A 24,602-nucleotide genomic window follows, 5' to 3' on the forward strand; every position below is an offset into this window, starting at 1 on the left:
AGCGGCATGGCGCACGGCAAGCACGTGGTCCGGTCGGACCTCTGGCTCAATCCGGTCTTCGACGCGCGGCTGGCGCGGGAAAAGGACATCTCCCTCGGCGTCTTCCCGGTGCGCGGCAACGCCGCCGCGGCCTGGGAGATCCTCGCCGGCGCGAACGTGTACCACGTCTCCGCGGCCAAGGACGAACTGCCGCACGAGTGGTTCGCGACGAAGGAGTTGATCGCGCGCTGCCCGCGGCTCTTCTGCGTCTCCTCCAGCGGCGCCGGCTACGACACGGTGGACGTGCCGGCCTGCACCGCCGCGGGGATCGCGGTGGTCAACCAGGCCGGCGGCAACGCCGACTCGGTGGCGGAGCACACGCTGGCGATGCTGCTCTCGCTGTCGCGGCACATGCTGCAGTGCGACCGCCGCATGCGCCGCGAGACCGGCTTCACGCGCGAGGACATCATGGGCCACGAGGCGCGCGGCCGCACGGTGGGTGTGGTGGGCATCGGCAACGTGGGCACGCGGGTGGCGCGGCTGGCCCGGGCCTTCGGCATGGAGGTGGTCGGCACCGACCCCTACGTGGACGCGGCGGAGATCGAGCGCCGCGGCGCCCGCCCGGTGAGCCTGCAGCAGTTGCTGGAGCAATCCGACTTCGTCTCGCTGCACTGCCCGCGCGACGCCAGCACGCTGAAGATGATCGACGACGCGGCCTTCGCCCGCATGAAGAAGGGCGCGATCTTCATCAGCACGGCGCGCGGCGGCATCCACGACGAATCGGCCCTGGTGCGGGCGCTGCAGTCGGGGCATCTTGCAGGCGCAGGTGTCGACGTGTGGGACCGCGAGCCGCCGCCACTGGACCACCCGCTGCTGGCCATGGACAACGTGTACTGCACCTTCCACAACGCCGGCGTGACGCACGAGGCGCGGCGCAACGTGGCGCAGATCGCGGCCGACCAGATCGTGGAACTGCTGGGCGGCGCCCGGCCGCCGCGGCTGGTCAACCCGGAGGTCTGGCCGGCCTACCTGGAACGGCGCGCCCGCGCGCTGGCTTGAGGCCCCGGAAGAACGAACCAAGACGGAGACAAAGTAGTCATGCAACGCATTCCCTCCCTCCTGCGCCGGCTGCTGCCGACGCTGCTGCTGGCGGCCGCGGCCGCCGCGCCCGGCCTGGCGCGCGCCGCCTATCCCGAGCAGCCGATCAAGATGGTGGTGGCCTACGCCGCCGGCGGCGGCACCGACATCATCGCCCGCGTGATGGCGCCCTACATCGGCAAGTACCTGGGCCCCGGCGCGAGCATCGTCGTGATCAACCGTCCGGGCGCGGGCGGCGGCATCGGCTTCGCGGAAGTCGCCAACGCGCCGCCGGACGGCTACACCATCGGCTTCATCAACACGCCCAACGTGCTGACGATCCCGATCGAGCGCAAGGCGCCCTTCACCTGGCAGAGCTTCGACCTGCTGGGAAACGTGATCGACGACCCGGGCAACTTCTCGGTGCACGCGGACAGCCCGGTGAAGAACCTGGCCGAACTGGTGGCCTACGCCAAGGCCAACCCGGGCGCGGTGAGCTACGGCACCACCGGCATCGGCTCGGACGACCACCTCGCCGCCATGATGTTCGAGCGCGCGGCCGGCGTGAAGCTGACGCACGTGCCTTTCAAGGGCGCGGCCGAAGTGCACAACGCGATCGCCAGCAAGCAGATCTACATGGCCTCCATGAACATCGGCGAGGCCCTGCAGTACCAGAAGGGCGGCACGCCGCTGCGGCACCTGGGCCAGATGAGCGCGAGCCGCACCAACCTGGCGCCCGGTGTCCCCACCTTCAGCGAGCAGGGCTACAGGATCGTGATGGCCTCCCTGCGCGGCATCGCCGCGCCCAAGGGCCTGCCGCCGGCCGTGCGCGAGCAGCTGGTGAACGCGGTCCAGAAGGCCGCCGCCGACCCCGAGTTCCAGGCCAAGGCCGCCGGCTACTTCGCGCCGCTGCGCTACCTGCCGCCGGCGAAGTACGAGGCGGAACTGCGCGAGGCGGAGATGGGCTTCCGGCAGATGTGGAAGGAAATGCCCTGGGGGGAGAACAAGTAGCTTGCGTCGTCACTCCCGCGCACGCGGGAATGGCGCAGTCGCGATTCAGCGACCGAACAAGGCCGCGATGGAGCCGCCGGCCTTTTCCAGGCGCTTGCGCGCGGCTTCCGCATCGAGGGACAGGCGCGACATCACGATCGCGGTCTTCACGTGGCCGCCCGACGCATCGAGCAGCTGCGCGGCCTCGTCGCGGGAAACGCCCAGCGTCTCCATCAGGATCCGCTCGCCCCGGTCCTGCAGCTTCTGGCAGGTCACCTGCAGGTCCACCATCAGGTTGCCGTACACCTTGCCGGTCTTCACCATGGCGGCGGTGCTGATCATGTTCAGCACCATCTTGGTCGCGGTCCCCGCCTTCATGCGCGTGGACCCCGTGATCACCTCGGGCCCCACCAGCGGCGCGATCACCACGTCATGGGCCTGCAGCAGTTCCTCGGTGGGGTAGGTGCAGAGCAGGAATCCGGTGCGGGCGCCCCGCTCGCGCGCGCGCTGCAAGGCGCCGTGCACGAAGGGCGTGGTGCCCGAGGCCGCGATGCCCAGCACGAAGTCGCGGCCGTCCACCTCGCGGTCGTCCATCGCTTGGGCCCCATCCTCGGGGATGTCCTCGGCGCCCTCCTGCGCGCGCAGCAGCGCCTCGTAGCCGCCGGCCATGACGCCCTGCACCAACTCCGGCTCGATGCGGTAGGTGGGCGGCATCTCGGAGGCGTCCAGCACCCCCAGGCGACCGGACGTGCCGGCGCCGACGTAGATCAGCCGGCCACCCTGGCGGAAGGATTCGACGACCAGGTCGATCGCGCGCGCGATGTGCTCGCGCTCGTCGCTCACGGCCGCGGCCACCAGCCGGTCCTCGCCGTTGACCAGGTCGACGATCTCCAGCGACGACATCTGGTCGACGCGCAGGCTGCGCGGATTGCGCTGCTCGGTCAGGCGCGCATCCAGCGGCGGCTGGGCGGGCGGGTTCGGCTTGCGCGCGGCGTCCATGGCGGTGGGGGCGGGCTCCAGCTTCAGGTCAGGCATGCGGATGTCCCATGGTAGAGGTGATCCCATCCTCGCGCCACCACGCCCGCCAGGCTGTAGGAGCTCCGGCCCAATCCGTGTCCCCTCCCAGTGGCGGCACGGCTACAAGGCGTCGGGCAGGAGGCAAGACCCCATGCCCAGCACCAGCGCGGGCGTGCGCATGAGCGTGCCGCCCGGGAACGGCAGGGGGCGGATCCGCGCCAGCACGTCGAAATGCTCGACCTAGCGAACGGCGGCCCACAGCAAGGTGAGGCCCGAGCACAGCATGAGCCCGTCGACCAGCGTCCGGTACGCGCCCGGCGTGAGCGCGAGCACGATCGCCCGGCCGACGAAGGAACCCGCCATCAGCGAGGAGCCGACGATCAGCCCGTCCAGCACCACCGGCGCCGGCAGTGCGCCCAGCGCCTGGAACGTCGCCACCTTGGAGGCGTACATGCCGATGGAGGCGGCCGCCTCGGTCCCCAGCAGGCCGCCCCGCTCCAGGCCGTAGAAGGTGAAGAGCGGCACGGTCATCGGCCCGGTCGACACGACCAGCCCGGTCAGCACGCCCATCGGCCCTCCGAGCAGCGCGAGGTGCAGGCGGGTCAGGCGGAACGAGCGCCGCGCCAGCCAGCGCCGCAGCGGGATCAGCGACAGGAAGAACACGCCCAGCGCGAGTTCGGCCACGCCCGGCGGGATGGCCAGCAGCAGGCTGGCCCCGAGCACCGCGCCGGGAACGGCCGTCGCGCAATAGGCCAGGCAGGCGCGCCAGTCGATGTCGCGGCGCCAGGCGATCACGCGGCCGGCGTTGCCCATGATCGCGGCGATCGCCATGATCGGCACCGCCTGCCGGGCGCCGAACAGGAGCACCAGCACCGGCATCAGCACGATCGACGAGCCGGTGCCGACGACGCCGCCGAGCGTGCCCGCCGCCAGCCCCACCACGAGAACGAAGAGGTATTCCACGGCCGCGCATTCTGGGGCCGGGCGGCCGGGGCCGCAAGGCACGCCGTGGCCGCGTCGCACTTGACTTTTCTCAAGCGCACCCCGGCCGCCCTCTGCATCATCTCGGCGATGAAATATTCCGCACTCGCGTGCCTGCTCGCGATGGGGCTCGCCTGCGCCGCCTCGGCGCAGCCGACCGCGGCCACTCCGGCGCAGCCGGCGGCGTCCCATCCGGCGGCCGTCCTCCCGCAGTGGGCGCAGGACAAGCTGGCCGCGGCCAAGGCAGACCCGAAGCTCCAGGAGCAGGCCTACCGGCAGGGCGCCAAGCTCGCCACCTTCTGTGCCAACTGCCACGGCCCCTCCGGCCAGAGCGTGCGGCCCGACGTGCCCAACCTGGCCGGGCAGAACACGATCTACGTGCTGAACCAGCTGAACAAGTTCCACGACGGCCGCCGCAAGGGCGCCTTCTTCATGGAAGGCCTGGTGAAGGCGATGAGCAACGAGGAGCGCTTCGCCGTCGCCGTCTATTACACGAACCAGGAAGCGCCCGCGGCGCGGCCGTCGGGCGACGCGAAGCTGGCCGCCCAGGGCAAGGCGGTGTACGAGAACGGCTGCAGGAAGTGCCACGGCGAGTCCGGCGCCGGCAGCGAGAAGAACTCGCGCCTCGCCGGCCAGCAGCCGAACTACCTGGAAACGGCGATCCGGCGCTACCGCGACAACGACGTGCGCACCGACGAGAAGATGTTCAAGTACACCAAGGGCCTGACGGATGCCGAGATCAAGGCCCTGGTCGCCTACATCGGCGCCCTGAGGTGAGCGCCGTGTGGAATCAGCCTTCGGCCCCCATGCAGCGCGCGTAGTCGGCCGCCGTGAACGACCACGCCTGCGCGAAGCCCCCCACCACGCGTAGCGAGCGCGGTTCGATCAGGAACAGCGAGAAGTCGGCGAAGCCGAACATCTCCTGGCTGTTCGGGAAGCGCGAGAGGTAGGCCTCCTTCGCCGCCGCGTACAGCGGCGCCTCGGGCGGGCAAGGCCGCGCGTCGCCCTGCACCGTGACGCGCGCCAGCGCCTGCGGGGGCACCTCGGGCGCGCGCTCGTCCATCACGAGCAGGCTGACGCCGGGGTGCTGCTCCATGTCCTTCGTGTGCGTGGCCAGCCGGCTCACGTGGATCACGAAGCCGCGACCCTGCGGCGCCAGCGCATAGGGCACCATGGAGACGAAGGGTTCGCCGTTGTGCAGCGTGCCGAGCGCGGCGATCTCCTGCCGTTCCAGCAGCTGGCGCAGGGCCCCCGCCTGGATTGCGTTCATGCCTGCTCCTTGCGTGCGGCGTCAGCCATTGGCTCTGGGCCGCAATGCGGCGCATTGTCGCGCGAGGGATTCGAGGCCGGCCTGGTCGGTGCGCAGCCAGGCGCCGCCGCGCAGGGCAGCGTCGACCGCGAGGCCCTTGCCGTCGGCCACCGCCTTCGGGAGGGTGGCGAACAGGGGCGGCCGGGCCGGCTCGCAAGCGGGCGCGGGCTTGCCGGCCAGCGCATGGCAGCCGCGCAGCACCAGGTTGCCCTCCTTGTCCTTTTGCGCCTGGCCTGCGGCCGCGTCCGCGCGGCCCCAGCTCGCCTCCCAGGCGCGCTCGCCCTTGCGCACGTCGACCAGCAGGTAGTTCTTCTCCGCCGTCCACCGCGGCTGGCACTGGAACCAGAGGCCGGCATACGCGGCGTGCGCGGACTGCGCCAGCACCGCCAGCGCAAGCATCCCCAGCCCACGGACCCTGTCTTTCATTCGCACCCGTCCTTCCATTCGCGCGCCGGAGATTACACGAGGCGCGCCCCGCGCGATGCGACACCGCGCAAGCTTCGCGTTGATGGGCATGCCCTCGTCCATTAGACTCGCGAAGGTGAGGAAGTACCGGATTCCCGGCGGCGACGAGCCGCCTTCGCCAAGGAGGCGAGCATGAGGCTGCGCCCCCTGCTCGCTTCGTGGCGGCCTGCCCTCCCCGGCCCCTCGGCGGAGAGTGGCCGCCCCTTCCAGCTGACCCGCTACTTCACCGCCACCAGCCTGATGGCGTTCGTCGTGCTGGCGATCGCGCTGTACCTGCTGGAGCTGGGCGAGCAGCGCTTCTTCGCCGCGACCCAGCGCGAACAGGGCAACTTCCTCGCCACCGTGCAGGCGCAGCTGCTGCAGGAACAAAAGGAAGCGGGCCGCAGCAACCTGGTCTCGGTCCACGAAGCCGGCCACGTCACGCTGGCGCACGTGTTCGCCAATGCGCTGTGGGAGTCGCACTTCGCCCCGCTGGTCGCCCGCGCCCAGGCGGTGCCGGTGGAGCGTTGCCGCGCATCGGCCCCGGACGTCCAGCGCGGCCCCGTCGCGGACGCGAAGGCCTGCACCGCGGAGCTGCGGCGGCAGGTGGCCGCCCTGCCCGGCTTCCCCGACGTCGACGCGCCGGTGCGCGCGCTCATGCGCCGCACCAGCGTGTTCAAGATCAAGGTCTACGACCTGCGCGGCCTCACCGTCTATTCCTCCGAGCTGGCGCAGGTCGGCGAGGACAAGGCCGAGAACCGGGGCTGGCGCTCCGCCGCGGACGGCCACCCGGCCAGCGAGCTGGTCCACCGCAATCGCTTCAGCGCCTTCGAGGGGGAAGTCGAGCACCGCGACCTGATCCAGAGCTACATCCCGGTGGACCTGCCGCGCGGCGGGGTGGGCGGCGTCTTCGAGATCTACTCGGACGTCACCCCGCTGCTGCAGCAGCTCGATTCCGCCGGCCTGCGGCTGGGCGACGTGACGAAGCGCAACCAGGAGCGCGTGCAGCAGGCCGCCGAGCGCAACCAGGCGACGATGGAGCGGTCCTCCACGCGACTGCTGCTGGTGAGCGCGGCGCTGCTCGTGATGGTGTACCTCGCGCTGCTCTATCTGGTGCGCAACGCCCAGCGCATCATCGACGCCGAGGCGCGCGCCCGCGAGCAGATGGCCGTGCGCGAGCACGAGTGGCACCAGGACAAGATGGCCACCATGGCGACCATGGCGGCCCACATCTCGCACGAGGTGGGCAACCCGCTGGCGATCATCTCCGGCATGGCGGAGGAGATCGAGCACTGGCGCACGCCGGCCGACATCCAGCCGGAGATGGCCAGGACCATCGTGCAGCAGACCGCCCGCATCTCCGGCATGACGCGCCGCATCAGCGACTTCGCCACGGCCGGCAGCGACACCCCCGAAGTGGTGAACATCAACCAGGCGGTGAGCTCGGTGTGCGATTTCCTGCGTTTCGACCGCCGCTTCCGCGGCACGCCGATCGAGCAGCGCCGCGGCGAGGGGCTGCTGGCCTGCGAGGCGATCCCGGACCAGCTCACCGAGGTGCTGATGGGGCTGCTGCACGCCCTGGAAGAGAACTGCGAGCGCTGCGGCGGCGCCGGCGGCACCCGGCTGGTGGTGAGCACGGAGGCGCTGCAGGACACGGTGCGCCTCCACATCGCCTGCCAATGCGGCCCGCACCAGCTGGCCTGCCGCATCCCGCCCGACGAGGGCCGCATGGCCGCGGCCCGCCGTCGCATCGAGGGCATGGGGGGCGATCTGGAACTTTCGCTGACCGGCGTCGAGATCCGGTTGCCGGCCTGGAAGCCGCCGTCCGTGTCCTGAGGCGCCGCGGAAGCCAGCGGCTCAGGCCAGCCCGCACCACTCGGCGATGCGATGGGCCAGGTCCATCCACAGCGCCCAGGCGGCGGTGGCGGCCAGCAGGCCGCCGGCGATGCGGGTGCCCCAGTCCTTGCGCAGGCGGTTGCCCAGGTCCTGCAGCTTGCGGAAGGCGGCCGGGGCGAGCCCCAGCGCGATGCCGCTGCCCAGGGCGAACAGGGCCATGCTCAGCGCGCCCTCCAGCGGGCCGCCGGAGAGCGATGCCACCAGCAACGCCGAATAGAGCAGCCCGCAGGGCATGAAGGTCCACAGCGCGCCGGTCACGACGAGCCCGCCGCGGCGCTGCGCCAGCGGCCGCACGCGCTGCCAGATCCCGCGGCCGGCGGACTCCACCCACTGCGGCTGGCGGGCCTGCGCCAGCAGCATCACGCCCCAGACGAGCACGGCGACGTGGAACAGCGTCCAGGCCGGGCGCAGGGCGGCGGTGTGGGAGGAGAGCCAGGCGAAGCTCTGCACGGCCAGTCCGGCCGCGGCGCCCGCCAGGCTGTAACCCAGCAGGCGGCCGGCCTGGAAGGTCCACATGCCGCGGGCCGGCTTCGCGCCGACGCCGCGGATCACGCCGCCGCAGGCGGCGCCGCACATGGCCAGGCAGTGGGGTCCCCCGACCAGCCCCATCAGAAAGGCGGTGCCGGCGAGGGTGAGCGTCATCAGATGATCCGGGAGAAGCGCGTCCGGTTGCGGTCGGCCTGCAGGTACTTGTCGAACTGCATGGCGACGGCGCGGACGAAGAACCAGCCCTGCGCGGTGACCTGGATGCCCTCGTCGTCGACGACGACCATGCCCTGCTCCTGCAGCTGGCGCATCTGTTCCATCTCGGCGGCGAAGTAGCTCTTGAAGTCCAGCAGCCAGGCCAGCTCGATCGACTCGAACACCACCTGCCCCTGGCACATCAGGGCCATGATCACCGCCCGCCGCGCCAGGTCGTCGCGCGACAGCGCCAGCCCGCGCACGACCGGCAGCCTGCCCTGGTCGAGCGAGTCGCAATATTCGTCCATGGTCTTGGCGTTCTGGCTGTAGGTGGCGCCCACCTTGCCGATCGCCGAGACGCCCAGGCCGATCAGGTCGCAGTCGGCCTGCGTGCTGTAGCCCTGGAAGTTGCGATGCAGGCGGCCCTGGCGCTTGGCTACGGCCAGCGCGTCGCCGGGCAGCGCGAAGTGGTCCATGCCGATGTAGACGTAGCCGGCGCTGATGAAGGCGGCCAGCGCCTGCGACAGCATGGAGACCTTGTTGGCCGCGCCGGGCAGTTCGGCCGCGATGATGCGCCGCTGCGGCTTGAAGCGCTCCGGCAGGTGCGCGTACGCGTACAGGGCGATACGGTCCGGCCGCAGGGTGGAGACCTGCTGCAGCGTGCGGGTGAAGGACTCGGGCGTCTGGCGCGGCAGGCCGTAGATCAGGTCCACGTTGACGGAGTCGAAGCCGATGCGGCGGGCATCTTCCATCAGGGCGGCGACCTGCTCGTAGGGCTGCACGCGGTGCACGGCCTTCTGCACGTCGGGGTCGAAGTCCTGCACGCCGTAGCTGATGCGGTTGAAACCCAGGTCGTACAGGAACTGCAGGCGCTCGGTGGTGACGGTGCGCGGGTCGATCTCGATCGAGGACTCGGCGCCGGGCGCGATCGCGAAGTTGCGGCGCAGCATGGCCATCAGCTGGCGCAGTTCGTCGTCGGTCAGGAAGGTCGGCGAGCCGCCGCCCAGGTGGAGCTGGCTGACCGGCTGCCCGGTGCCCAGCACCTCGGCGTGCAGTTCCACCTCGCGGGTCAGGTAGCGCAGGTAGGGCGCGGCCCGCTCGTGGTGCTTGGTGATGATCTTGTTGCAGGCGCAGTAGTAGCACAGCGATTCGCAGAACGGAATGTGCACGTACAGCGACAGCGGCAGGGCCATGGCCGCAGGGCCCTCCCGGCGCTGGGCCAGGGCCTGCTCGTAGTCGGCCGGTCCGAACGCCTCGACGAAACGGTCCGCGGTCGGATAGGAGGTATACCGGGGACCGGGAACGTCGTACTTGCGCAGCAGATCGGGGGAGATGGTGGTCGTCATTGGGGGGTCTTCTCTGGCGGTGAATCGTGCGCCCGGCCACTCCGGGCCCAGTTGATCTGAGTCAACCGGGGGGGAAACCCGCCCCTGACAATTTACCTGTCGATACGAGCACCCTTACGCCCGGAAAGTGCCCACCCTCATGTCCCCAGTTGCGAGAGAAGACGCGCCCAAGCTGAGCCCCACCACCATCAAGGTGGCGTGCTCGAACTGCAACCTGCGCGAACTATGCATGCCGATCGGCCTGAGCGACGAGGACCTGGCCCGCCTCGACGAGGTGATCACCTCGCGGCGCAAGGTACGGCGCAAGACGGCGTTGTTCCGCAATGGCGAGAAGTTCCACGCGCTCTACGCCATCCGCACCGGCGTGTTCAAGACCTGCGTGACGGCCGAGGACGGCCGCGACCAGGTGACGGGCTTCCAGATGGCGGGCGAGATCGTCGGCCTCGACGGCATCGTCAACGACCACCACACCTGCGACGCCGTGGCCCTGGAGGACGCCGAGGTGTGCGTCCTGCCCTTCGACCGCATCGGCGAGCTGTCGCGCGAAGTCGGCGCGCTGCAGCACCACCTGCACCGCGTGATGAGCCGCGAGATCGTGCGCGAGCACGGCGTGATGCTGCTGCTCGGGACCATGCGCGCCGAGGAGCGCCTCGCGGCCTTCCTGCTGAACCTCGTGCAGCGCCTGCAGGCCCGCGGCTTCTCGCGCTCCGAGCTGGTGCTGCGCATGACCCGGCAGGAGATCGGCAGCTACCTCGGCCTCAAGTTGGAGACGGTGAGCCGCACCTTCTCACGCTTCGCCGAAGAAAACATGATCGAGGTGCACCAGCGCCACGTGCGCATCGTGGACGTCGATCGCCTGCGCGGCCTGCTGGCCCAGCCGGGCACCGGCTTCTGACGGCCGCGCCGCCGGCGAGCCCTCTGCTGTAGGAGCGGGCGGACCCGCATTGCCGCGTTGCGCCCCTGTCGCGGCCACGCCTGCGCCCCAAGATGGTAAGCATCAACCATCCCAAGGAGGCCAGATGAACAAGCAGCAGATCAAGGGTGTCGCCAACCAGGTGACGGGCGAGATCAAGCAGAAGGTCGGGCGCCTGACCGGCGACAGCAGCACCACGGCGAGCGGCCACGCCCGCGAGATCAAGGGCCGCGTGCAGCAGGGCATCGGCAACGCGCGCGAGGACGTGCGGCAGGAGCGCGAACTGAAACGCGACATCGAGCGCGAGCGGCTGGACCGGCGTTGAGGTCCTGACGCATCCCATGAAAAAAGCCGGGACTGTCCCGGCTTTTTTTTTGCGCCGATCTCCCGGGGGGGTGATGGTCGGGGTTCATTTCCGCCGGATGAGGGAATCGCAGGTGCGCGCAGCGGCCTTCTTGCCGGACCAGAGCGGGGCTGTCCGTCTCTGCGACTGTCCCCCGGCGCGGGTGAGACGCGCGGCCCGGGGTGAGCGCCGCGCCCGCGCCTCCTCCTTTATGTCGCCGAGCCGGACAGCCCCGCTCTGGCCCTGCGCCGCGCCAGGTTCGTGCGCAGCGGCTTCGTTGACGCGTGCCGTATGCCGTCCCCCGCAAGAACCAGGTGCGCGAGGGAAGCTGCCGAATCGCGCGCTGCGCAGGACCAGGGCGGGCCTGTCCGCCTCGGCGACATAAAGGAGGGTGCGCGGGCGCGGCGAGCTTACGGGCCTGGACTCTCATCCGCGCCGGGGGACAGTCGCCGAGGCGGACAGGTCCGTCCTGGTCCGGGCCACTGGCAACGAAGCGAGTCAGCGTATGACCGCGCCAATTCGAACGACAGTGCCTCTCCGCCGAACACCCTTCACCCCTTTGCCCCGCCAAGGCCATTCACTCGCTGGGCGCCGACACGCTGCCGCTCGCCTGTCCCGCCGGTGCAGGGCTCGGGCTCGCATCGGCGCCCGACGGAACAGGCCCATTCGACTCGATCCGCGTGCTGCTGCCCGGCGACGTCCCCAGCGTGTCCGGGCGGCTGCCTCCGCCCGTAGTGGCCGTGGTATCGGGCCGGCTGCTCCCGCTCGGGGTGGAGGTCGTGGTCGTGTCCGGACGGTTGCTGCCGGCGGTGCCGCCGCGCATCGCCGTGCCGTCCGACCGCCCGTCCAGGTTCGTCGCCGGTTCCCGGCTGGTGGCGGGACCGCCGATACGGTCGTCCGCCCGGCTCGAGGGCCCGCCCAGCGTCGCCGTGGAGGAGCCGGTGCCCGCCGGTGGCGCCGTCCGCGCCGTCTGAGGAGGCGCCCGCACCACGTCCGGCGGCAGCGTCGGGTCGGGCGCATTCCGCGGCGTGTCGGGCATGCGGTAGACCTGCGTTCCCGGGATGGTGTCGATCGGCCGCGCGGGGGCGGGCTGCTCCAGCGGGCGCGGGAAGGCCGGGATGCGACGCGGCAGGTTGTCCGCGATCACCGGCGCATCCGGGGTCACCGCGGGCAGGGGCGCCGTCTCGGGCAGCGGCAGCGGCGGGGGCGCCACGGTGATCTGCTGCGGCGGCGGCTCGAGCACCGGCGGCTCCAGGTTGACCGGGGGCAGCGAGGCCACTTCCGGCTCGGACGCCGGCTCCGTGGGGATGTTGAACACGCTGTTCCACCAGTCGCCCATGCGATCCAGCAGGGGCTTCTCCTGGTCCCTCAGGCGCGGCGCGGCGAAGGCCGCCTTGGCATCGACCAGGTTCGCCTTGGTGGTCTGCTGCATGAAGTCGCCCACCAGCAGCAGCGCGTTGTGCGCGCCCTGCCCCCAGTAGGAACTGCGCATGGTCACGCGGTTGTCGTTGAAGCCGACCCAGGCGCCGGCCACCAGCTGCGGGTGCATCAGGATGAACCAGCCGTCGGTGTTGTCCTGGGTGGTGCCGGTCTTGCCGGCGAGGTCGCCGCTGAGGCCGAAGCGCGGCCGCAGGCCGGCGGCCGTGCCGTACTCGATCGTGCCGCGCAGCACGTCCAGCAGCGTCAGCGCGGCCTGGTTCTGCAGGGCCGGCTCGGGCGTGCGGGGCGCGAAGCTTTCCAGCACGTTGTGCTGGCGATCCTCCACCGCCGTCACGATCTGCGGCTCGATGTAGTTGCCGCCGTTGGCGATGGTGCCGAAGGACGCCACCATCTCCTTCAGCGTGACCGGGCTGGTGCCCAGGGCCAGCGAAGGCACTTCGTCCAGCTTGCTCTGGCGCACGCCCATCGCCCGCGCCAGGCCCGCCACGCGGGAGGGGCCGACCTGCATCATGAGCTGCGCGGTGATGGTGTTCTTGGACTTGGCGAGGCCGTCGCGCAGCGTCACGGGCAGGCCGGTCGGGGAGCCTTCGATGTCGCCCGGACGCCAGACCTTGTTGCGGTCGATCTGGATCTCCACCGGCTGGTCCATGAGGGTCTCGTTCGGCTGGTGCCCCATCTCGAAGGCGGCGCCGTACACGAAGGGCTTGAACGTGGAACCGGCCTGGCGCCGGGCCTGCTGCACGTGGTCGAACTTGTCCTCGGCGTAGTCGCGGCTGCCGACCCAGGCCTTCACGGCGCCGGTCTGCGGCTCGATCGCCAGGAAGCCGGCCTGCAGCAGGGTCTTCTGCCGCCGCAGCGCGCGCATGAATTCGGCGTTGGCCTGCAGGTCCTTGAGGGCCTGGGCCTCGCCCTGGCCCTGCTCGCGCGCCGCCTTGTACTCCTGCGAGTCCTTGATCCAGGCCTTCACCAGGTTCGGGTTGCTGTTCCAGAAGAATTCGAAGGGCGCGTACTTGCCGCGCGCCGCCGCGTAGTTGTTCGGATCGGACCCCAGCGCGACCAGCGCGCTGCGGCTCCACTCGACGTCCGCCACGGCCTGCAGCGCCCGGGTCTGGCGCTCCACCGCCTTCGTGGCCATCTCCTGCAGGCGGGAGTCGATGGTGGTCCGCACCACCAGGCCGTCGGCATAGATGTTGTAGTCGTGCCGGTCGGCCCACTCGATCAGCCAGCGGCGCAGGGATTCCGCCAGGTGCGGCGCCATGCCGTTGAATTCCGGCACCCGCTCGAAATCGAGCTTCATGGGCTGGGCCTTGAGCTGCTCGTAGCGCGCCTCGGGCAGCTTGCCCTCCTTGACCATCATGGCCAGCACCGTGTTGCGGCGCTGCAGCGCGCGTTCCGGGTTCATCACGGGGTTGTAGTAGGCCGTGCCCTTCAGCATGCCGACCAGCGTGGCGGCTTCCACCTCGTTGAGGTCTTTCGCGGACTTGTCGAAATAGGTCCGCGCGGCCATCTGGATGCCCCAGGCGTTGTAGAGGAAGGAAACGGAGTTGAGGTAGGTCTCCAGGATCTCCTCCTTGCTGTAGACCGCCTCGATCTTCAGCGCGGTGATCGCTTCCTTGACCTTGCGCGTGACCGTCTGCTCGCGCCCGATCTGTCCCGGGTACAGGTTGCGCGCGAGCTGCTGCGTGAGGGTGGAGCCGCCTTCCACGTCGCCGTTGAGCGTGTTGAGCACCGCCTTGGCCGTGCGCGCCACGTCGATGCCGTGGTGCTCGTAGAAGCGCTTGTCCTCGGTGGCGAGCAGGGCGTCCGTCACTTTCGGCGAGATGTCGGCAAGCTTCACCCAGTCGCGGTTGGCGCGCTTGAACACCGCCAGTTCCTTGCCGTCCGCCGACAGCACCACCGAGGGCTGTTCCTGCTTGGCCTTCTTGATGTCCCCGATGCTGGGCGTGAAGGGCAGCAGGGCCGCCGTGTACACGACGAGCGCCAGCGGCAGCGCGAGCGCGGCGCGCCATGGGTGCCGGCGGATCGCGCCGGCGATGCGCCGCAGGCCGGAGGCCGCGCGGCCCGTGACTCCCTCTGTCGCTCTTTTCATGATGCGGTGTTCCTCATGGGTGGAGGAATTAGGGCGGCACGGCGGTGGCGCGACTGTAGGACGGCTGCGCGGTGGGAACGGGGGCTTTGCCGCGTGCGGATTGCCCCTGCGGATGACGGAATGCGGGCGCGGTGGCCGGCCTTCGTACAGCCGTGCCGGAAGCCGTCCGACGAAAGGCCGCCCGCGGGCGGGCGGAACATGGATGCCCTATGCAATTCGCCCTCCAGCCGCCGGCTTTCGTCTCCCGCCTGTTCGCGCGCGCCGAAGCGCCGCCGCGCGTCACCCGCTGGTACGCGGCCGGGGTGCGCCAGGGCACCACGCGCGAGATTCCCCGCATGGGCCCGCGCCAGACCGTGCACTGCCGCGATGGCGAAGCCTGGATCACGCACGACGGCGACCCGCGCGACATCGTGCTGCAGCCGCAGCAGAGCTATCGCGTGGAGGGCCACGGCAGGCGCATGACGGTGCATGCGCTGCGGGGCGATTGCGTGCTGGAGATCGAGGTCGGCGACTGAGCGCCGCTGCCGGCACGGTCGCAGGACGCGGCTGCCGTCAGCCCGGATTCCCGCCTGCGCGGGAAGGACGGGTGTTCAGCTGAGCGGATCCGCCAGCCCGTGCTTCAGTGCATACCGCACCAGCTCGGTCTGGTTGCTCAGCCCCAGCTTCTGCATCAGGTTGGCCTTGTGCGTGCTGACGGTCTTCACGGACAGGTTCAGCTGGTGCGCGATGTCGGAGACCGCATCGCCCGCCACCAGCAGCCGGAACACCTCGAACTCCCGGTCCGACAGGCTCTCGTGCGGCAGCGTGTCGCTGCCCGGCATGGCGCCCAGCGCGAGCTGCTCCGCCACTTCGGCGCTGATGTAGGCGCCGCCGCCGGCGATCTTGCGGATGGCCTGTTCGAGCTGCGCCGGCGCGCTTTCCTTGGTGAGGTAGCCGCTGGCGCCCGACTTGATGGCCCGCACCGCGTACTGCGTCTCCTGGTGCATGCTCAGGACCAGGATGCGCAGCTTCGGCTTCTCGGACTTGACGAGCTTGATCAGCTCCATGCCGCTGCGCCCCGGCATCGACAGGTCCAGCACCAGGATGTCGAACTCCAGCTCGCGCACGGCCTTCATCACCTCGCCGCCGTCCGCTGCCTCGCCGGTGACCTCCAGGTCCCCGGCCCCGCCGACGATGCGCTTGAGCCCCTCCCGGACGATCGCATGATCGTCCGCGATGACGATGCGGATCGTCATGCGTCGGCCCTGGTCGTGGGGATGCGGGCCTCCACGCGCGTGCCCGCGCCGGGGCTGCTGTCCACGCGCAGTTCGCCGCGCATCAGCTGGGCGCGCTCTCGCAGGCCCACCAGGCCCAGCGACTGCGGCTTGCGCGGCTGCGAGGGCCGGAAGCCGATGCCGTCGTCCTGCACCCGCAGCAATAGGTAGTCTCCCTCGGAATTCAGTTCCACCTCCACCTGGGTCGCCTCGGCGTGCTTGGCCACGTTCTGGAGCGACTCCTGCACGATCCGGAACACGCCGGTGGCGAAGGGTTCTTCCAGTTCGAGGTCCTCGTCGACGATCAGCTCGCAGGGCACGTGGGTGCGCTGCATGAAGTTCTGCACCACCCATTCCAGCGCCGGCACCAGCCCGAGGTCGTCCAGCACCAGCGGCCGCAGGTCGGCCGCGATGCGCCGGGTGGAGGCGACGCAGGTATCCAGCATGCTCAGCATGGTGGCGATCTTGGACTGCGCCTCGGGGTCGGCGGACAGGTGGTCGCGCAGCCAGATCGCGTCCATCTTGGCGGCGGTGAGCGACTGCGCCAGTTCGTCGTGCAGTTCGCGGGCGATGCGCGACTTCTCCTGCTCGCGCACGCCGGCCGATTCGGAGGCGAAGGCCGCCAGTTCCTCGCGCGCCCGCTCCCGCTCCGTGATGTCCCGCAGGATCACGGTATAGAGCTTGCCCTCGGGGGTGTTCAGCTGCGAGATCGAGGCGTCGATCGGGAATTCGTCCCCGCTCTTGCGCCGCGCGTACAGCACCGTGGTGTCGCCCATGCGACGCGAGGTCGTGCCGGTGGCGCCGAAGCGGCGCACCTGCTGCGCGTGCAGCTGGTGGAAGCGCGTCGGAATGAGCATTTCCAGCGGCTGCCCGATCGCCTCTTCGGGTGGCCAGCCGAAGATCCTTTCGGCGGCGCGGTTGTACAGCACGATCTTCTGCGTGTCGTCGCAGCTGATGATCGCATCCATGGCGGACTCGAGCAAGCCGGCCAGCCGCTGCTTGGCGTTGGCGTCGGAGAGGAGCGAGAAGGTCACAGAATGTCGCCTGTCATAGCCCGCAAATTACAGCACAACCTGAGCGCCGCCAACATGGCTCGTCAGGCTCGATGCGGGGTCGAGGGCGCCAGGGTGCTGCCGCAATGGTCCTACACCCCGCCCCAAAGGGACCTGACAGGGGGGGCGCGGCCCCGGTCCGAGACTCTTCCACGTGCTGGCGCTCGAAGATCCCGTCACCCCCAACTCCGTCCCCCCAGCGGCCGGTGGCCCCGATGCGTCGCCCCAGCGCCTGCGCAGTCTCGCCCGGGCCGCGCAGCACGACATCCTGAGGCGCCTGACGCCGCCGCTGCGGCACGACATGGTGGTGCCCCTGCAGTCCCTGGGCATGATGGCCGAAGCGCTGGGCGCCCGCATGGACCGGGGCGCGGTCGCCCCGGACGATCTCCAGGCCGCCGTCTCCAGGCTCAACCGTCTGTCGCGCCAGGCCGTCGCGCGCTGCCTGGAGGTCTGCACCTGGATGCAGGCCGACGAGGACGATTCCGTCGAACTGCGCGAGGGCGTGTCGGAGGTGCTGCGGCTGCTCTCCACCAGCCTCAATTTCCGCGGATTCGACCTGCGCACCGAGCCGGGCGACGGCGATTTCGAGGTCTCGCGCAGCGCCGTGCGCTTCCTCCTCTCGGCGGCCCTCCTCACCCTGGCCGACGCGGCACCGGGCCCGGGCGAGCTGGTGGTGCGCACCGAGCGCTCCTCCTCCCACGGCGTGGTGGCGGTGGAATACCAGCCGCGGCCGGATGGCAGTTCCACCCAGCCGCACGAGCCGGGCGATTGCCCGCTGGCGTGGCCGGAGGTGCAGGCGCTGGCCGTGCAGCATGGCGTGGAACTGCTGCGCAACGGCCCGGCGATCATGCTGCGCCTGCCCCGCGCGGTGGTCACGAGCCCGCTGAAGATGGTTCCGGTGTGAGGCGCGCCCCGCCCTCGGCACGGTCGATGAAGGCCTCCAGGTCCGCGATCGGCAGCGGGCGGCAGAACAGGTAGCCCTGGTAGCGGTGGCAGCCCTGGCGGGCCAGGAACTCCCGCTGCGCCTCGGTCTCGACCCCCTCCGCGATCACCTCCAGCCCCAGGTTGCGGCACAGGCCGATGATCGTCCCGGCGATGGCGGCGTCGTTGCCGTCCGTGAGGATGTCCCGGATGAAGCCGCGGTCGATCTTGAGCTCGTCGATCGGCAGCCGCTTCAGGTACGACAGCGCGGAATAGCCGATGCCGAAATCGTCGACCGACAGCCGCACGCCCATGTCCTTCAGGTTGCGCATCCTGGCGATGGCGGCGTCGAGGTTGTCGGCCAGCAGGCTCTCGGTGAGTTCCAGCTTGAGCCTGCCGGGGGGCACGCCGTGGCGCCGAACGCAGTGCATCACCTCGTCGATGAAGTCGGGATGGCGGAACTGCCGCACGCTCACGTTCACCGCGATGCCCAGGTGGGCACGCCCGGGGTGCCGCGCCCACAGGGCCAGCTGCGCGCAGGCGGTTTCCAGCACCCAATGGCCGATCGGGATGATCAGGGACGTTTCTTCGGCGGTGGGGATGAAGTGGTCCGGCTGCACCAGGCCGCGGCTTGGGTGCTCCCAGCGCAGCAGCGCCTCCACGCCGGTCATGCGGCCGTCCATGCCGACCTGCGGCTGGTATTCGATGGCCAGGTGGTTGTCGCGCCAGGCCTGGCGCAGGTCGGCCGCCAGCGCCGCGTTCTCGCTCGCCACGGCCTGCATCTCGGGGTCGAAGAAGCGCACGGTATTGCGGCCGGCGGCCTTGGCCTGGTACATGGCCAGGTCCGCCTGCTTCAGCAGTTCGCTGACCCCCGAGCGGGCCGGGCCGAACACCGTCACGCCGATGCTGCAGGTGCTGTGGTGCAGGTAGCCCGGAAGCACGTAGGGTTCCCCCAGCGCGTCGAGGATGCGCTGGCTGACCGACTGCGCCGCCGTCAGCGGGTCCAGCGGCTTCTCCGGCGTGTTTTCCAGCAGCACCACGAACTCGTCGCCCCCGAGCCGCGCCACCATGTCGCCGCGAGCCACGCAGTTGCGCAGCCGGCGCGCCACCTGCTGCAGCAGCAGGTCGCCCTTCTGGTGGCCCAGGGTATCGTTCAGCACCTTGAAGTTGTCGAGGTCGATGAACATCAGGGCGCCGTCGCGGCCCGGCCCGCCCTCGCCGGCCGCCGCGCCCAGCCGCTCGAGCAACCGCTGCCGGTTCGGCAGCTCCGTCAGGGGGTCGTAGAACGCGAGGTACTGGATCTTCTCCTCGTCGCGCTTGCGCTCGGTGATGTCGCGGCCCACCGCCACCCAGTGCGTGAGGCGCCGCGATTCGTCCCACACCGGCGAGACGTCGAGGTCTACCCAGTAGGGCTCGCCACTGCGGGTGTAGTTGACCAGGTCGACGCGCACGCGCTCCCACTGCTCCAGCGCGGCGCGAATGCGATCGAGCTGGCTTCGCTGCGTGTCCGGCCCCTGCAGGAAGCGCGGCGAGTGGCCCAGGACCTCGTCGCGGGTGTAGCCGGTGCGCCGCTCGAAGGCCTCGTTGACGAACACGATGCGCGGGCCCGGCGCGCGGTACGGCGCCGCCTCGGTGATGATGACGATGTCGTTCAGCCGCGCGATGCTGCCTTCCAGCAGCATCAGGTGCTGCTGGGCGCGCCGGCGCGAGGACACGTCGCGCAGGTGCAGCGCCAGCCCCGAGCCGAAGGGGAAGCCGCGCAGCTCCAGCCAGTGGCGCACCTGGGCGTCGAGTTCCTCCAGCTCGATGGCCTCGCGCTGCTCCAGCGCCTGCATGAAGCGCTCCTCCAGGCCGAGCCGGGCGCGCTTCTGGAAGTAGCTCCAGATCTTGCGGCCCACCAGCGGCTCGCCGCCGGGGGCCAGCATCCGGGCCGCCTCCCCGTTGGCGTAGCTGATGCGGCCCTGGCGGTCGACGGTCGCGAAGGCCTCGCCGCTACCCAGCGCGCCTCCCATGCTGACGACGTGGCGCAGCAGCGTGCCGGGCGCGTAGCCGGAAGGCGCGATCTCCTGCACCAGGCCCTCGCAGCCGACGATGGCACCGCCGGGGTCGCGCAGCGCCTGCCCCACGCAGCGGACCCAGGTGCGGCGCCCCTGCATGGAGTGGAGCTGCACCTCGAGATCGAAGGGCGTGCCCTCCTCCAGGCAGGCGCGGATGCCCGCGCGCAGCTCCGACCGGTGTTCCCCGGCGTAGCGCGCCAGCGCGTCTTCCAGGGTGGGGGCGTAGCCCTCCGGGGCGTCGTGCAGGCGGGCGAGCTGCGCGGACCAGGAAGGGCGGCCCTCGCGCGCATCGAGCCGCCAGAAACCGAGGGAGACGCTTTGCTCCACCAGCTGCAGCAGCTGGCCGGGTTCGCGCGCGAAGACCGGGTCCATGGACATGCTCGTCGCCATCTTACGGGGCATGGCACGATCCCGGTTTCCGCGGTAGGCAGGCTCCTACATGCAAACGCGGGGGCCTCCGAAAAGAGGGCCTGGCTGAGCGGATAGAGTGCCTTACGCCTTGGAACCGACACCCACCCCATCGCCCGTGCAACTCGCGGTCTTCCTCGTCGAGGACAACACGGAGATCCATGAAAACCTCGTGGGCGCGCTCGAGGCACTCACCTGCGTCAAGGTGATCGGCGGCGCGACCACCGAGGAAGGCGCGCTGGCCTGGATCGCCGCGCGCACGGACTGGCACATGGTCATCGTCGACCTGTTCCTCCGGGGCGGCAGCGGCATGCGCCTCGTGCAGCGGGTGCAGCGCGCCCGCGCCGACCAGAAGATCGTCGTCTTCAGCAACTACGTGAACGCCAGCGTGCGCAAGCGCTGCGCCCAGCTGGGCGTGGATGCGGTGTTCGACAAGTCCACCGAGATCGACGCGCTGGTGGACTACTGCGCGCACCAGTGCAGCCTGCTGGCCGCGTCCGGACCTGCGGCCGGAGGTCCCCCGTGATCGAGCCCCTGGACCGAAGGGGAATTACACGACGCCCGTTTCGCCGGGACAGGCCGCGGGGCGCTGGTCGCGCGGATACGGGCAGGAATTGAATTCGGAGGGATCCATGCGCAGCAGGGTGGTCAGCGCGCAGGCGCCCATGCACACAACCCAGAACGTGAAGAACGACAGCGTGTACACCGCCTGCCGCGACCAGCCCAGGTTCTGGCCGGACCACTGCAGTTCGAGCGGGTCCACCACCGCGAACACCAGCAGTTCCAGCATGCAGGCGGCCATGAACGCCGGCCAGGCGATCCACATCAAGCGCGTGCCCATGTCCGTCTCGTCTCCCAGACTGGTGACCTGGCGCGCGTGTCAGGGCTGCTGCGTCGGCGCGGCGGCGTGGTTGCGCCCCTGCAGCGCCGGCAGGTTGGCCTTGTCTCGCGCGGCCAGGGTCTTGTTGATTTCGATCCCACGCCGATAATAGTCGGCTTCCACGACGGGATCAGGGCTTTTCACCGCGATCCAGGCTGTGACAAACCCTGCCACGACGACGGTGGCGGGCCCGGCGATCAGCAGCCACACGTGGCCGTACTTCCACCACGGGGCGCCGGCCTGCTTCTCGGTCTCGTTGCTCATGCGGGACTGCCTTTCGTTTCAGCGGGGGACCAGGAACACCGATTTCTCGCGCACGCGGGCATCGGCGCCGTTGTCGATCTCGAAGTGGATGGGATGCGAACCCGACGCGGCGGAGCCGTACGGGATCTGCAGCCGCACGGCGACCCAGCGCGATTCGGCCGGGCCGACCTCGACCACCCGCTCGGAGGCGATCGACAGGCCCGGCAGGCCGGAGGCGTCGAGGCGGTAGCGCTGCGGCTGCTCGCTCGCGTTCATGACCTGCAGCCGGTAGACGTTCTCCAGCATGCCGCCGGCCACGATGCGCGAGAGCGCTGCGCGGTCGCGGACCACGTCCACCTTCAGCGGCGTGCGCATCGCCAGGCTCACCATCACGGCGCACGTGAGCACCAGCAGGATCGACGCGTAGACGAGCACGCGCGGGCGCAGGATGCGCGCGACGATCGCGTCGCGGCCGCCGCCGGTGGCCATCGCGTTCTGCGTGGAGAACCGGATCAGCCCGCGCGGGTAGTTCATCTTGTCCATCACGCCGTCGCAGGCGTCGATGCAGGCGCCGCAGCCGATGCACTCGTACTGCAGGCCCTGGCGGATGTCGATGCCGGTCGGGCAGACCTGCACGCACAGCGTGCAGTCGATGCAGGAGCCGAGGTTCAGCGCCTTCGGGTCGGCCTTGCGGGCGCGCGAGCCGCGCGGTTCGCCGCGGTCCGTGTCGTAGCTCACGATCAGGGTGTCGCGGTCGAACATCGCGCTCTGGAAGCGCGCGTACGGGCACATGTACTTGCACACCTGCTCGCGCATGAAGCCGGCGTTGCCGTAGGTGGCGAAGGCGTAGAAGAAGACCCAGAAGATCTCCCACGAACCCATGCGGGTCTGCAGGAACTCCATCCCCAGTTCGGTGATGGGCGTGAAGTAGCCGACGAAGGTGAAGCCGGTCCACATCGCGAACATGCCCCAAAGCAGGTGCTTGAACGCCTTCTTGACGAACTTCTCCAGGTCGAGGCCGGAGCGATCGAGCTTCATGCGGGCGCCGCGGTCGCCCTCGACCTTGTGCTCGATCCACAGGAAGATCTCCGTGTAGACGGTCTGCGGGCAGGAGAAGCCGCACCACAGCCGCCCGGCGACGGCGGTGAAGAGGAACAGCGACAGGGCCGCGATCACCAGCAGCCCGGTCAGGTAGATGAAGTCCTGCGGGTACAGGACGTAGCCGAAGATGTAGAAGCGCCGCGCCCCCAGGTCGAACAGCACCGCCTGGCGCTCGCCCCACTGCAGCCAGGGCAGGCCGTAGAAGATGATCTGCGTCAGCCACACGAAGGCCCAGCGCCAGCGCGCGAAGATGCCTCTCACCCAGCGCGGGTAGACCTTGCTTTCGGACGTGTAGAGCCCCTGGATCTGGCCGTCTGCTGCGGCATCCACCGGGACGATCGGGATGACTTTCATATTTCGGGAATCATGCGGCGCGCAAGGAAGCCGTCAGTTGACTTTGATCAGACGCAAAGAAAAAGGGGGCGCCTCGGGCCCCCCCCCGCTTTCCCGACGACAATCCGAGAACTTTCGACCTATGGTTTCGCGCTGGCCGGCTTGTGCGACAGGCTCCAGACGTAGCTCGCGAGCACGTGGATCTGGGCTTCGGTCAGCTTGCCCTCCTGGGCCGGCATCTGGTTGGTCTTGCCGCCGGTCACCATGGCGACGATCGCGTTCTCACCCCAGCCGTGCAGCCAGATGTCGTCCGACAGGTTGGGCGCGCCGATCGCCTGGTTGCCCTTGCCGTCCGGCCCGTGGCAGGCGGCGCAGGCGGCGAATTTCGCCTTGCCCAGTTGGGCGCGCACGGAGTCGTGCGGGCTGCCCGACAGGCTCAGGACGTAGTGCGCCACGTTGCGCACGTCGTCGGGCGAGCCGACGGCGGCGGCCATCGGGGGCATCATGCCGATGCGGCCCTTGGTGATCGTTTCCTTGATCTTCTCGGGCGTGCCGCCGTGCAGCCAGTCGGCGTCGGCCAGGTTCGGGAAGCCCTTGCTGCCGCGGGCGTCGGAGCCGTGGCACTGCGCGCAGTTGTTCATGAACAGGCGCTCGCCGATCGCCATGGCATTCGGGTCGCCGGCCAGCTCTTCCGTCTTCTTCGCCGTGAACTGCGCGTACATCGGCTCGAGTTCCTTGTTGGCCTTGGCCACCTCGGACTCGTACTCGCCGCGGGTGCTCCACTTCAGTTCGCCCTCGTAGGAACCCAGGCCGGGGTAGGCGACCAGGTACAGCAGCGAGAAGACGATCGTGATGATGAACAGGCCCACCCACCACATGGGCAGCGGGTTGTTCATCTCCGTCAGGTCCTCGTCCCAGACGTGGCCCGTGGTGTTGTCGGCGCCCGGCTCGACCTTCTTGCGCGACGTCATCCACAGCAGAAGCGCGCAGCCGAAGATGCCGCCCAGCGTGATCGTGATGACCCAGAAGGACCAGAAGCTACTCGTGAAATCGCTCATGGTCTCCTCTTAGTCCTGCAGGAAAGGGATGCGGCCGGCTTCCTCGAAGCTGGCGCGGTTGCGGCGGGCCCAGGCCCAGGCGACGATGCCGATGAAGGTGGCGAACGAGACGACCGTCACGATCTCGCGCACGGTGTTGATGTCCATGCTCTTGTTCTCCTTACTTGAGGGCCTTGCCCAGGGACTGGAGATAGGCCACCACGGCGTCCATCTCGGTCTTGCCCTTGAGCTGCTCGGGGGCCTTGGCGATCTCTTCGTCGGTGTACGGGACGCCGACGGTGCGCAGCGCCTTCATGTGGGCGGAGATGGTGGACGCGTCGGCTGCGTTCTTCTCCAGCCACGTGTAGGCCGGCATGTTGGACTCGGGCACGACGTCGCGAGGGTTGTTCAGGTGGATGCGATGCCACTCGTCCGAGTACTTGCCGCCCACGCGGTGCAGGTCGGGGCCGGTGCGCTTGGAACCCCACTGGAAGGGGTGGTCCCACACGAACTCGCCCGCCACGGAGTAGTGGCCGTAGCGCATGGTCTCGGCGCGGAACGGCCGGATCATCTGAGAGTGGCAGTTGTAGCAGCCCTCGCGCAGGTAGATGTCGCGGCCGGCGACCTGCAGCGCCGTGTAGGGCTTCAGGCCGGCGACGGGCTCGGTGGTGGACTTCTGGAAGAACAGGGGCACGATCTCCGCCAGGCCGCCGAAGGCGACCACGACGAGGATCAGCACGATCATCAGGAAGTTGTTGGTCTCGATCTTCTCGTGGGAGAAGCCGGGTGCGGTCTTGTCGCTCATGGTGCTG

The 24,602-nt window shown here is 69.9% G+C and carries 25 protein-coding genes; 9 read left to right on the forward strand and 16 right to left on the reverse strand.

Features of this window, described 5'->3' with window-relative positions:
* Positions 1–6 precede the first annotated feature (6 nt).
* Together JJ685_RS21920 and JJ685_RS21925 are read left to right on the forward strand one after the other, a co-directional pair.
* The gene (locus JJ685_RS21920) at positions 7–1,038 is read left to right on the forward strand and encodes a hydroxyacid dehydrogenase (protein ID WP_201676466.1); all 1,032 of its coding nucleotides are present in this window, start codon (positions 7–9) and stop codon (positions 1,036–1,038) included.
* A gap of 39 nt (positions 1,039–1,077) precedes the next feature.
* The gene (locus tag JJ685_RS21925) at positions 1,078–2,067 is read left to right on the forward strand and encodes a tripartite tricarboxylate transporter substrate binding protein (protein WP_201676467.1); all 990 of its coding nucleotides are present in this window, start codon (positions 1,078–1,080) and stop codon (positions 2,065–2,067) included.
* Between the two features lie 45 nt (positions 2,068–2,112).
* Here JJ685_RS21925 and murQ read toward each other — a convergent pair whose 3' ends face one another.
* Both murQ and JJ685_RS21935 read right to left on the reverse strand, forming a co-directional pair.
* Positions 2,113–3,081 carry an N-acetylmuramic acid 6-phosphate etherase gene (murQ, locus tag JJ685_RS21930; RefSeq protein ID WP_201676468.1) on the reverse strand — a complete coding sequence of 323 codons (969 nt, stop codon included), beginning with the start codon at positions 3,079–3,081 and terminating at the stop codon, positions 2,113–2,115.
* Positions 3,082–3,303: 222 nt separating this feature from the next.
* The gene (locus tag JJ685_RS21935) at positions 3,304–4,026 is read right to left on the reverse strand and encodes a sulfite exporter TauE/SafE family protein (protein WP_330901816.1); all 723 of its coding nucleotides are present in this window, start codon (positions 4,024–4,026) and stop codon (positions 3,304–3,306) included.
* Between the two features lie 108 nt (positions 4,027–4,134).
* Between JJ685_RS21935 and JJ685_RS21940 the strand changes: the two genes are divergently transcribed.
* The gene (locus JJ685_RS21940) at positions 4,135–4,821 is read left to right on the forward strand and encodes a c-type cytochrome (protein WP_236599180.1); all 687 of its coding nucleotides are present in this window, start codon (positions 4,135–4,137) and stop codon (positions 4,819–4,821) included.
* Between the two features lie 13 nt (positions 4,822–4,834).
* Here the strand turns inward: JJ685_RS21940 and JJ685_RS21945 are convergent, their stop codons facing one another.
* Together JJ685_RS21945 and JJ685_RS21950 are read right to left on the reverse strand one after the other, a co-directional pair.
* Positions 4,835–5,314, reverse strand: coding sequence for a HugZ family pyridoxamine 5'-phosphate oxidase (locus JJ685_RS21945; protein ID WP_201676471.1), 480 nt, complete (start codon positions 5,312–5,314; stop codon positions 4,835–4,837).
* Positions 5,315–5,335: 21 nt separating this feature from the next.
* Positions 5,336–5,779 (reverse strand): hypothetical protein, encoded by a 444-nt coding sequence (locus JJ685_RS21950; protein ID WP_201676472.1) that lies wholly within the window; start codon positions 5,777–5,779, stop codon positions 5,336–5,338.
* Positions 5,780–5,950: 171 nt separating this feature from the next.
* Between JJ685_RS21950 and JJ685_RS21955 the strand changes: the two genes are divergently transcribed.
* The gene (locus JJ685_RS21955) at positions 5,951–7,633 is read left to right on the forward strand and encodes a sensor histidine kinase (protein ID WP_201676473.1); all 1,683 of its coding nucleotides are present in this window, start codon (positions 5,951–5,953) and stop codon (positions 7,631–7,633) included.
* A 21-nt stretch (positions 7,634–7,654) separates the two neighbouring features.
* Here the strand turns inward: JJ685_RS21955 and JJ685_RS21960 are convergent, their stop codons facing one another.
* Positions 7,655–8,335: a sulfite exporter TauE/SafE family protein gene (locus JJ685_RS21960; RefSeq protein WP_201676474.1), complete on the reverse strand. Its 681-nt coding sequence runs from the start codon at positions 8,333–8,335 to the stop codon at positions 7,655–7,657.
* Positions 8,335–9,720: an oxygen-independent coproporphyrinogen III oxidase gene (gene hemN, locus JJ685_RS21965; RefSeq protein ID WP_201676475.1), complete on the reverse strand. Its 1,386-nt coding sequence runs from the start codon at positions 9,718–9,720 to the stop codon at positions 8,335–8,337. Before hemN ends, JJ685_RS21960 begins: the two co-directional genes overlap by 1 nt.
* A 172-nt stretch (positions 9,721–9,892) precedes the next feature.
* Between hemN and fnr the strand changes: the two genes are divergently transcribed.
* Complete coding sequence (fnr, locus tag JJ685_RS21970; protein WP_201676610.1) at positions 9,893–10,615, forward strand: fumarate/nitrate reduction transcriptional regulator Fnr; 723 nt, start codon at positions 9,893–9,895, stop codon at positions 10,613–10,615.
* 124 nt (positions 10,616–10,739) lie between these two features.
* On the forward strand, positions 10,740–10,958 hold the full coding sequence (locus JJ685_RS21975; protein ID WP_201676476.1) for a CsbD family protein: 219 nt from the start codon (positions 10,740–10,742) through the stop codon (positions 10,956–10,958).
* 595 nt (positions 10,959–11,553) lie between these two features.
* Here the strand turns inward: JJ685_RS21975 and JJ685_RS21980 are convergent.
* Positions 11,554–14,505 (reverse strand): penicillin-binding protein 1A, encoded by a 2,952-nt coding sequence (locus tag JJ685_RS21980; protein ID WP_201676477.1) that lies wholly within the window; start codon positions 14,503–14,505, stop codon positions 11,554–11,556.
* A 209-nt stretch (positions 14,506–14,714) separates the two neighbouring features.
* Here JJ685_RS21980 and JJ685_RS21985 point away from each other — a divergent pair, with 209 nt between their 5' ends.
* The gene (locus JJ685_RS21985; protein ID WP_201676478.1) at positions 14,715–15,020 is read left to right on the forward strand and encodes a DUF2917 domain-containing protein; all 306 of its coding nucleotides are present in this window, start codon (positions 14,715–14,717) and stop codon (positions 15,018–15,020) included.
* 75 nt (positions 15,021–15,095) lie between these two features.
* Here the strand turns inward: JJ685_RS21985 and JJ685_RS21990 are convergent, their stop codons facing one another.
* On the reverse strand, positions 15,096–15,740 hold the full coding sequence (locus JJ685_RS21990) for a response regulator (protein ID WP_201676479.1): 645 nt from the start codon (positions 15,738–15,740) through the stop codon (positions 15,096–15,098).
* Positions 15,737–16,792, reverse strand: coding sequence for a PAS domain-containing sensor histidine kinase (locus JJ685_RS21995; protein WP_330901817.1), 1,056 nt, complete (start codon positions 16,790–16,792; stop codon positions 15,737–15,739). The genes JJ685_RS21990 and JJ685_RS21995 overlap by 4 nt, the downstream gene beginning before the upstream one ends.
* 172 nt (positions 16,793–16,964) lie before the next feature.
* On the opposite strand from JJ685_RS21995, the gene JJ685_RS22000 reads away from it, so the two are divergent.
* Positions 16,965–17,714: a hypothetical protein gene (locus JJ685_RS22000; protein ID WP_201676480.1), complete on the forward strand. Its 750-nt coding sequence runs from the start codon at positions 16,965–16,967 to the stop codon at positions 17,712–17,714.
* On the opposite strand, the gene JJ685_RS22005 is transcribed toward JJ685_RS22000, so the two are convergent.
* Complete coding sequence (locus JJ685_RS22005) at positions 17,683–20,190, reverse strand: sensor domain-containing protein (protein WP_236599181.1); 2,508 nt, start codon at positions 20,188–20,190, stop codon at positions 17,683–17,685. The two genes, JJ685_RS22000 and JJ685_RS22005, sit on opposite strands and share 32 nt — an antisense overlap.
* 124 nt (positions 20,191–20,314) lie before the next feature.
* Between JJ685_RS22005 and JJ685_RS22010 the strand changes: the two genes are divergently transcribed.
* Complete coding sequence (locus JJ685_RS22010; RefSeq protein ID WP_201676481.1) at positions 20,315–20,722, forward strand: response regulator; 408 nt, start codon at positions 20,315–20,317, stop codon at positions 20,720–20,722.
* A gap of 24 nt (positions 20,723–20,746) precedes the next feature.
* Here JJ685_RS22010 and JJ685_RS22015 read toward each other — a convergent pair whose 3' ends face one another.
* The 6 genes from JJ685_RS22015 to ccoO all read right to left on the reverse strand — a co-directional run bounded on the left by JJ685_RS22015 (position 20,747) and on the right by ccoO (position 24,595).
* Positions 20,747–21,037, reverse strand: coding sequence for a hypothetical protein (locus tag JJ685_RS22015; protein WP_201676482.1), 291 nt, complete (start codon positions 21,035–21,037; stop codon positions 20,747–20,749).
* Positions 21,038–21,076: 39 nt separating this feature from the next.
* Complete coding sequence (locus JJ685_RS22020; protein WP_201676483.1) at positions 21,077–21,340, reverse strand: FixH family protein; 264 nt, start codon at positions 21,338–21,340, stop codon at positions 21,077–21,079.
* 18 nt (positions 21,341–21,358) lie between these two features.
* Positions 21,359–22,774 (reverse strand): cytochrome c oxidase accessory protein CcoG, encoded by a 1,416-nt coding sequence (ccoG, locus tag JJ685_RS22025; RefSeq protein ID WP_201676484.1) that lies wholly within the window; start codon positions 22,772–22,774, stop codon positions 21,359–21,361.
* Between the two features lie 119 nt (positions 22,775–22,893).
* Complete coding sequence (gene ccoP, locus JJ685_RS22030; protein WP_201676485.1) at positions 22,894–23,811, reverse strand: cytochrome-c oxidase, cbb3-type subunit III; 918 nt, start codon at positions 23,809–23,811, stop codon at positions 22,894–22,896.
* 9 nt (positions 23,812–23,820) lie between these two features.
* Positions 23,821–23,958 carry a cbb3-type cytochrome oxidase subunit 3 gene (locus JJ685_RS22035; RefSeq protein ID WP_201676486.1) on the reverse strand — a complete coding sequence of 46 codons (138 nt, stop codon included), beginning with the start codon at positions 23,956–23,958 and terminating at the stop codon, positions 23,821–23,823.
* A 13-nt stretch (positions 23,959–23,971) separates the two neighbouring features.
* Complete coding sequence (gene ccoO / locus JJ685_RS22040) at positions 23,972–24,595, reverse strand: cytochrome-c oxidase, cbb3-type subunit II (RefSeq protein WP_201676487.1); 624 nt, start codon at positions 24,593–24,595, stop codon at positions 23,972–23,974.
* Positions 24,596–24,602: the final 7 nt, after the last annotated feature.

The sequence above is a fragment of the Ramlibacter monticola genome, assembly GCF_016722785.1.
In the GTDB taxonomy this organism is placed as follows: Bacteria; Pseudomonadota; Gammaproteobacteria; order Burkholderiales; family Burkholderiaceae_C; genus Ramlibacter; species Ramlibacter monticola.

Bases quoted from the DNA above. Each gene is read 5' to 3' on its own strand.
- JJ685_RS21945 (WP_201676471.1), bottom strand. From the start codon at position 5,314: ATGAACGCAATCCAGGCGGGGGCCCTGCGCCAGCTGCTGGAACGGCAG.
- ccoO (WP_201676487.1), bottom strand. From the start codon at position 24,595: ATGAGCGACAAGACCGCACCCGGCTTCTCCCACGAGAAGATCGAGACC.
- JJ685_RS21985 (WP_201676478.1), top strand. From the start codon at position 14,715: ATGCAATTCGCCCTCCAGCCGCCGGCTTTCGTCTCCCGCCTGTTCGCG.
- ccoG (WP_201676484.1), bottom strand. From the start codon at position 22,774: ATGAAAGTCATCCCGATCGTCCCGGTGGATGCCGCAGCAGACGGCCAG.
- JJ685_RS21925 (WP_201676467.1), top strand. From the start codon at position 1,078: ATGCAACGCATTCCCTCCCTCCTGCGCCGGCTGCTGCCGACGCTGCTG.
- JJ685_RS21975 (WP_201676476.1), top strand. From the start codon at position 10,740: ATGAACAAGCAGCAGATCAAGGGTGTCGCCAACCAGGTGACGGGCGAG.
- JJ685_RS21990 (WP_201676479.1), bottom strand. From the start codon at position 15,740: ATGACGATCCGCATCGTCATCGCGGACGATCATGCGATCGTCCGGGAG.
- hemN (WP_201676475.1), bottom strand. From the start codon at position 9,720: ATGACGACCACCATCTCCCCCGATCTGCTGCGCAAGTACGACGTTCCC.
- JJ685_RS21950 (WP_201676472.1), bottom strand. From the start codon at position 5,779: ATGAAAGACAGGGTCCGTGGGCTGGGGATGCTTGCGCTGGCGGTGCTG.
- JJ685_RS21960 (WP_201676474.1), bottom strand. From the start codon at position 8,335: ATGACGCTCACCCTCGCCGGCACCGCCTTTCTGATGGGGCTGGTCGGG.
- JJ685_RS21920 (WP_201676466.1), top strand. From the start codon at position 7: ATGGCGCACGGCAAGCACGTGGTCCGGTCGGACCTCTGGCTCAATCCG.
- JJ685_RS22005 (WP_236599181.1), bottom strand. From the start codon at position 20,190: ATGCCCCGTAAGATGGCGACGAGCATGTCCATGGACCCGGTCTTCGCG.
- JJ685_RS21955 (WP_201676473.1), top strand. From the start codon at position 5,951: ATGAGGCTGCGCCCCCTGCTCGCTTCGTGGCGGCCTGCCCTCCCCGGC.
- JJ685_RS22015 (WP_201676482.1), bottom strand. From the start codon at position 21,037: ATGGGCACGCGCTTGATGTGGATCGCCTGGCCGGCGTTCATGGCCGCC.
- JJ685_RS21940 (WP_236599180.1), top strand. From the start codon at position 4,135: ATGAAATATTCCGCACTCGCGTGCCTGCTCGCGATGGGGCTCGCCTGC.
- JJ685_RS22020 (WP_201676483.1), bottom strand. From the start codon at position 21,340: ATGAGCAACGAGACCGAGAAGCAGGCCGGCGCCCCGTGGTGGAAGTAC.
- ccoP (WP_201676485.1), bottom strand. From the start codon at position 23,811: ATGAGCGATTTCACGAGTAGCTTCTGGTCCTTCTGGGTCATCACGATC.
- murQ (WP_201676468.1), bottom strand. From the start codon at position 3,081: ATGCCTGACCTGAAGCTGGAGCCCGCCCCCACCGCCATGGACGCCGCG.
- JJ685_RS21980 (WP_201676477.1), bottom strand. From the start codon at position 14,505: ATGAAAAGAGCGACAGAGGGAGTCACGGGCCGCGCGGCCTCCGGCCTG.
- JJ685_RS22035 (WP_201676486.1), bottom strand. From the start codon at position 23,958: ATGGACATCAACACCGTGCGCGAGATCGTGACGGTCGTCTCGTTCGCC.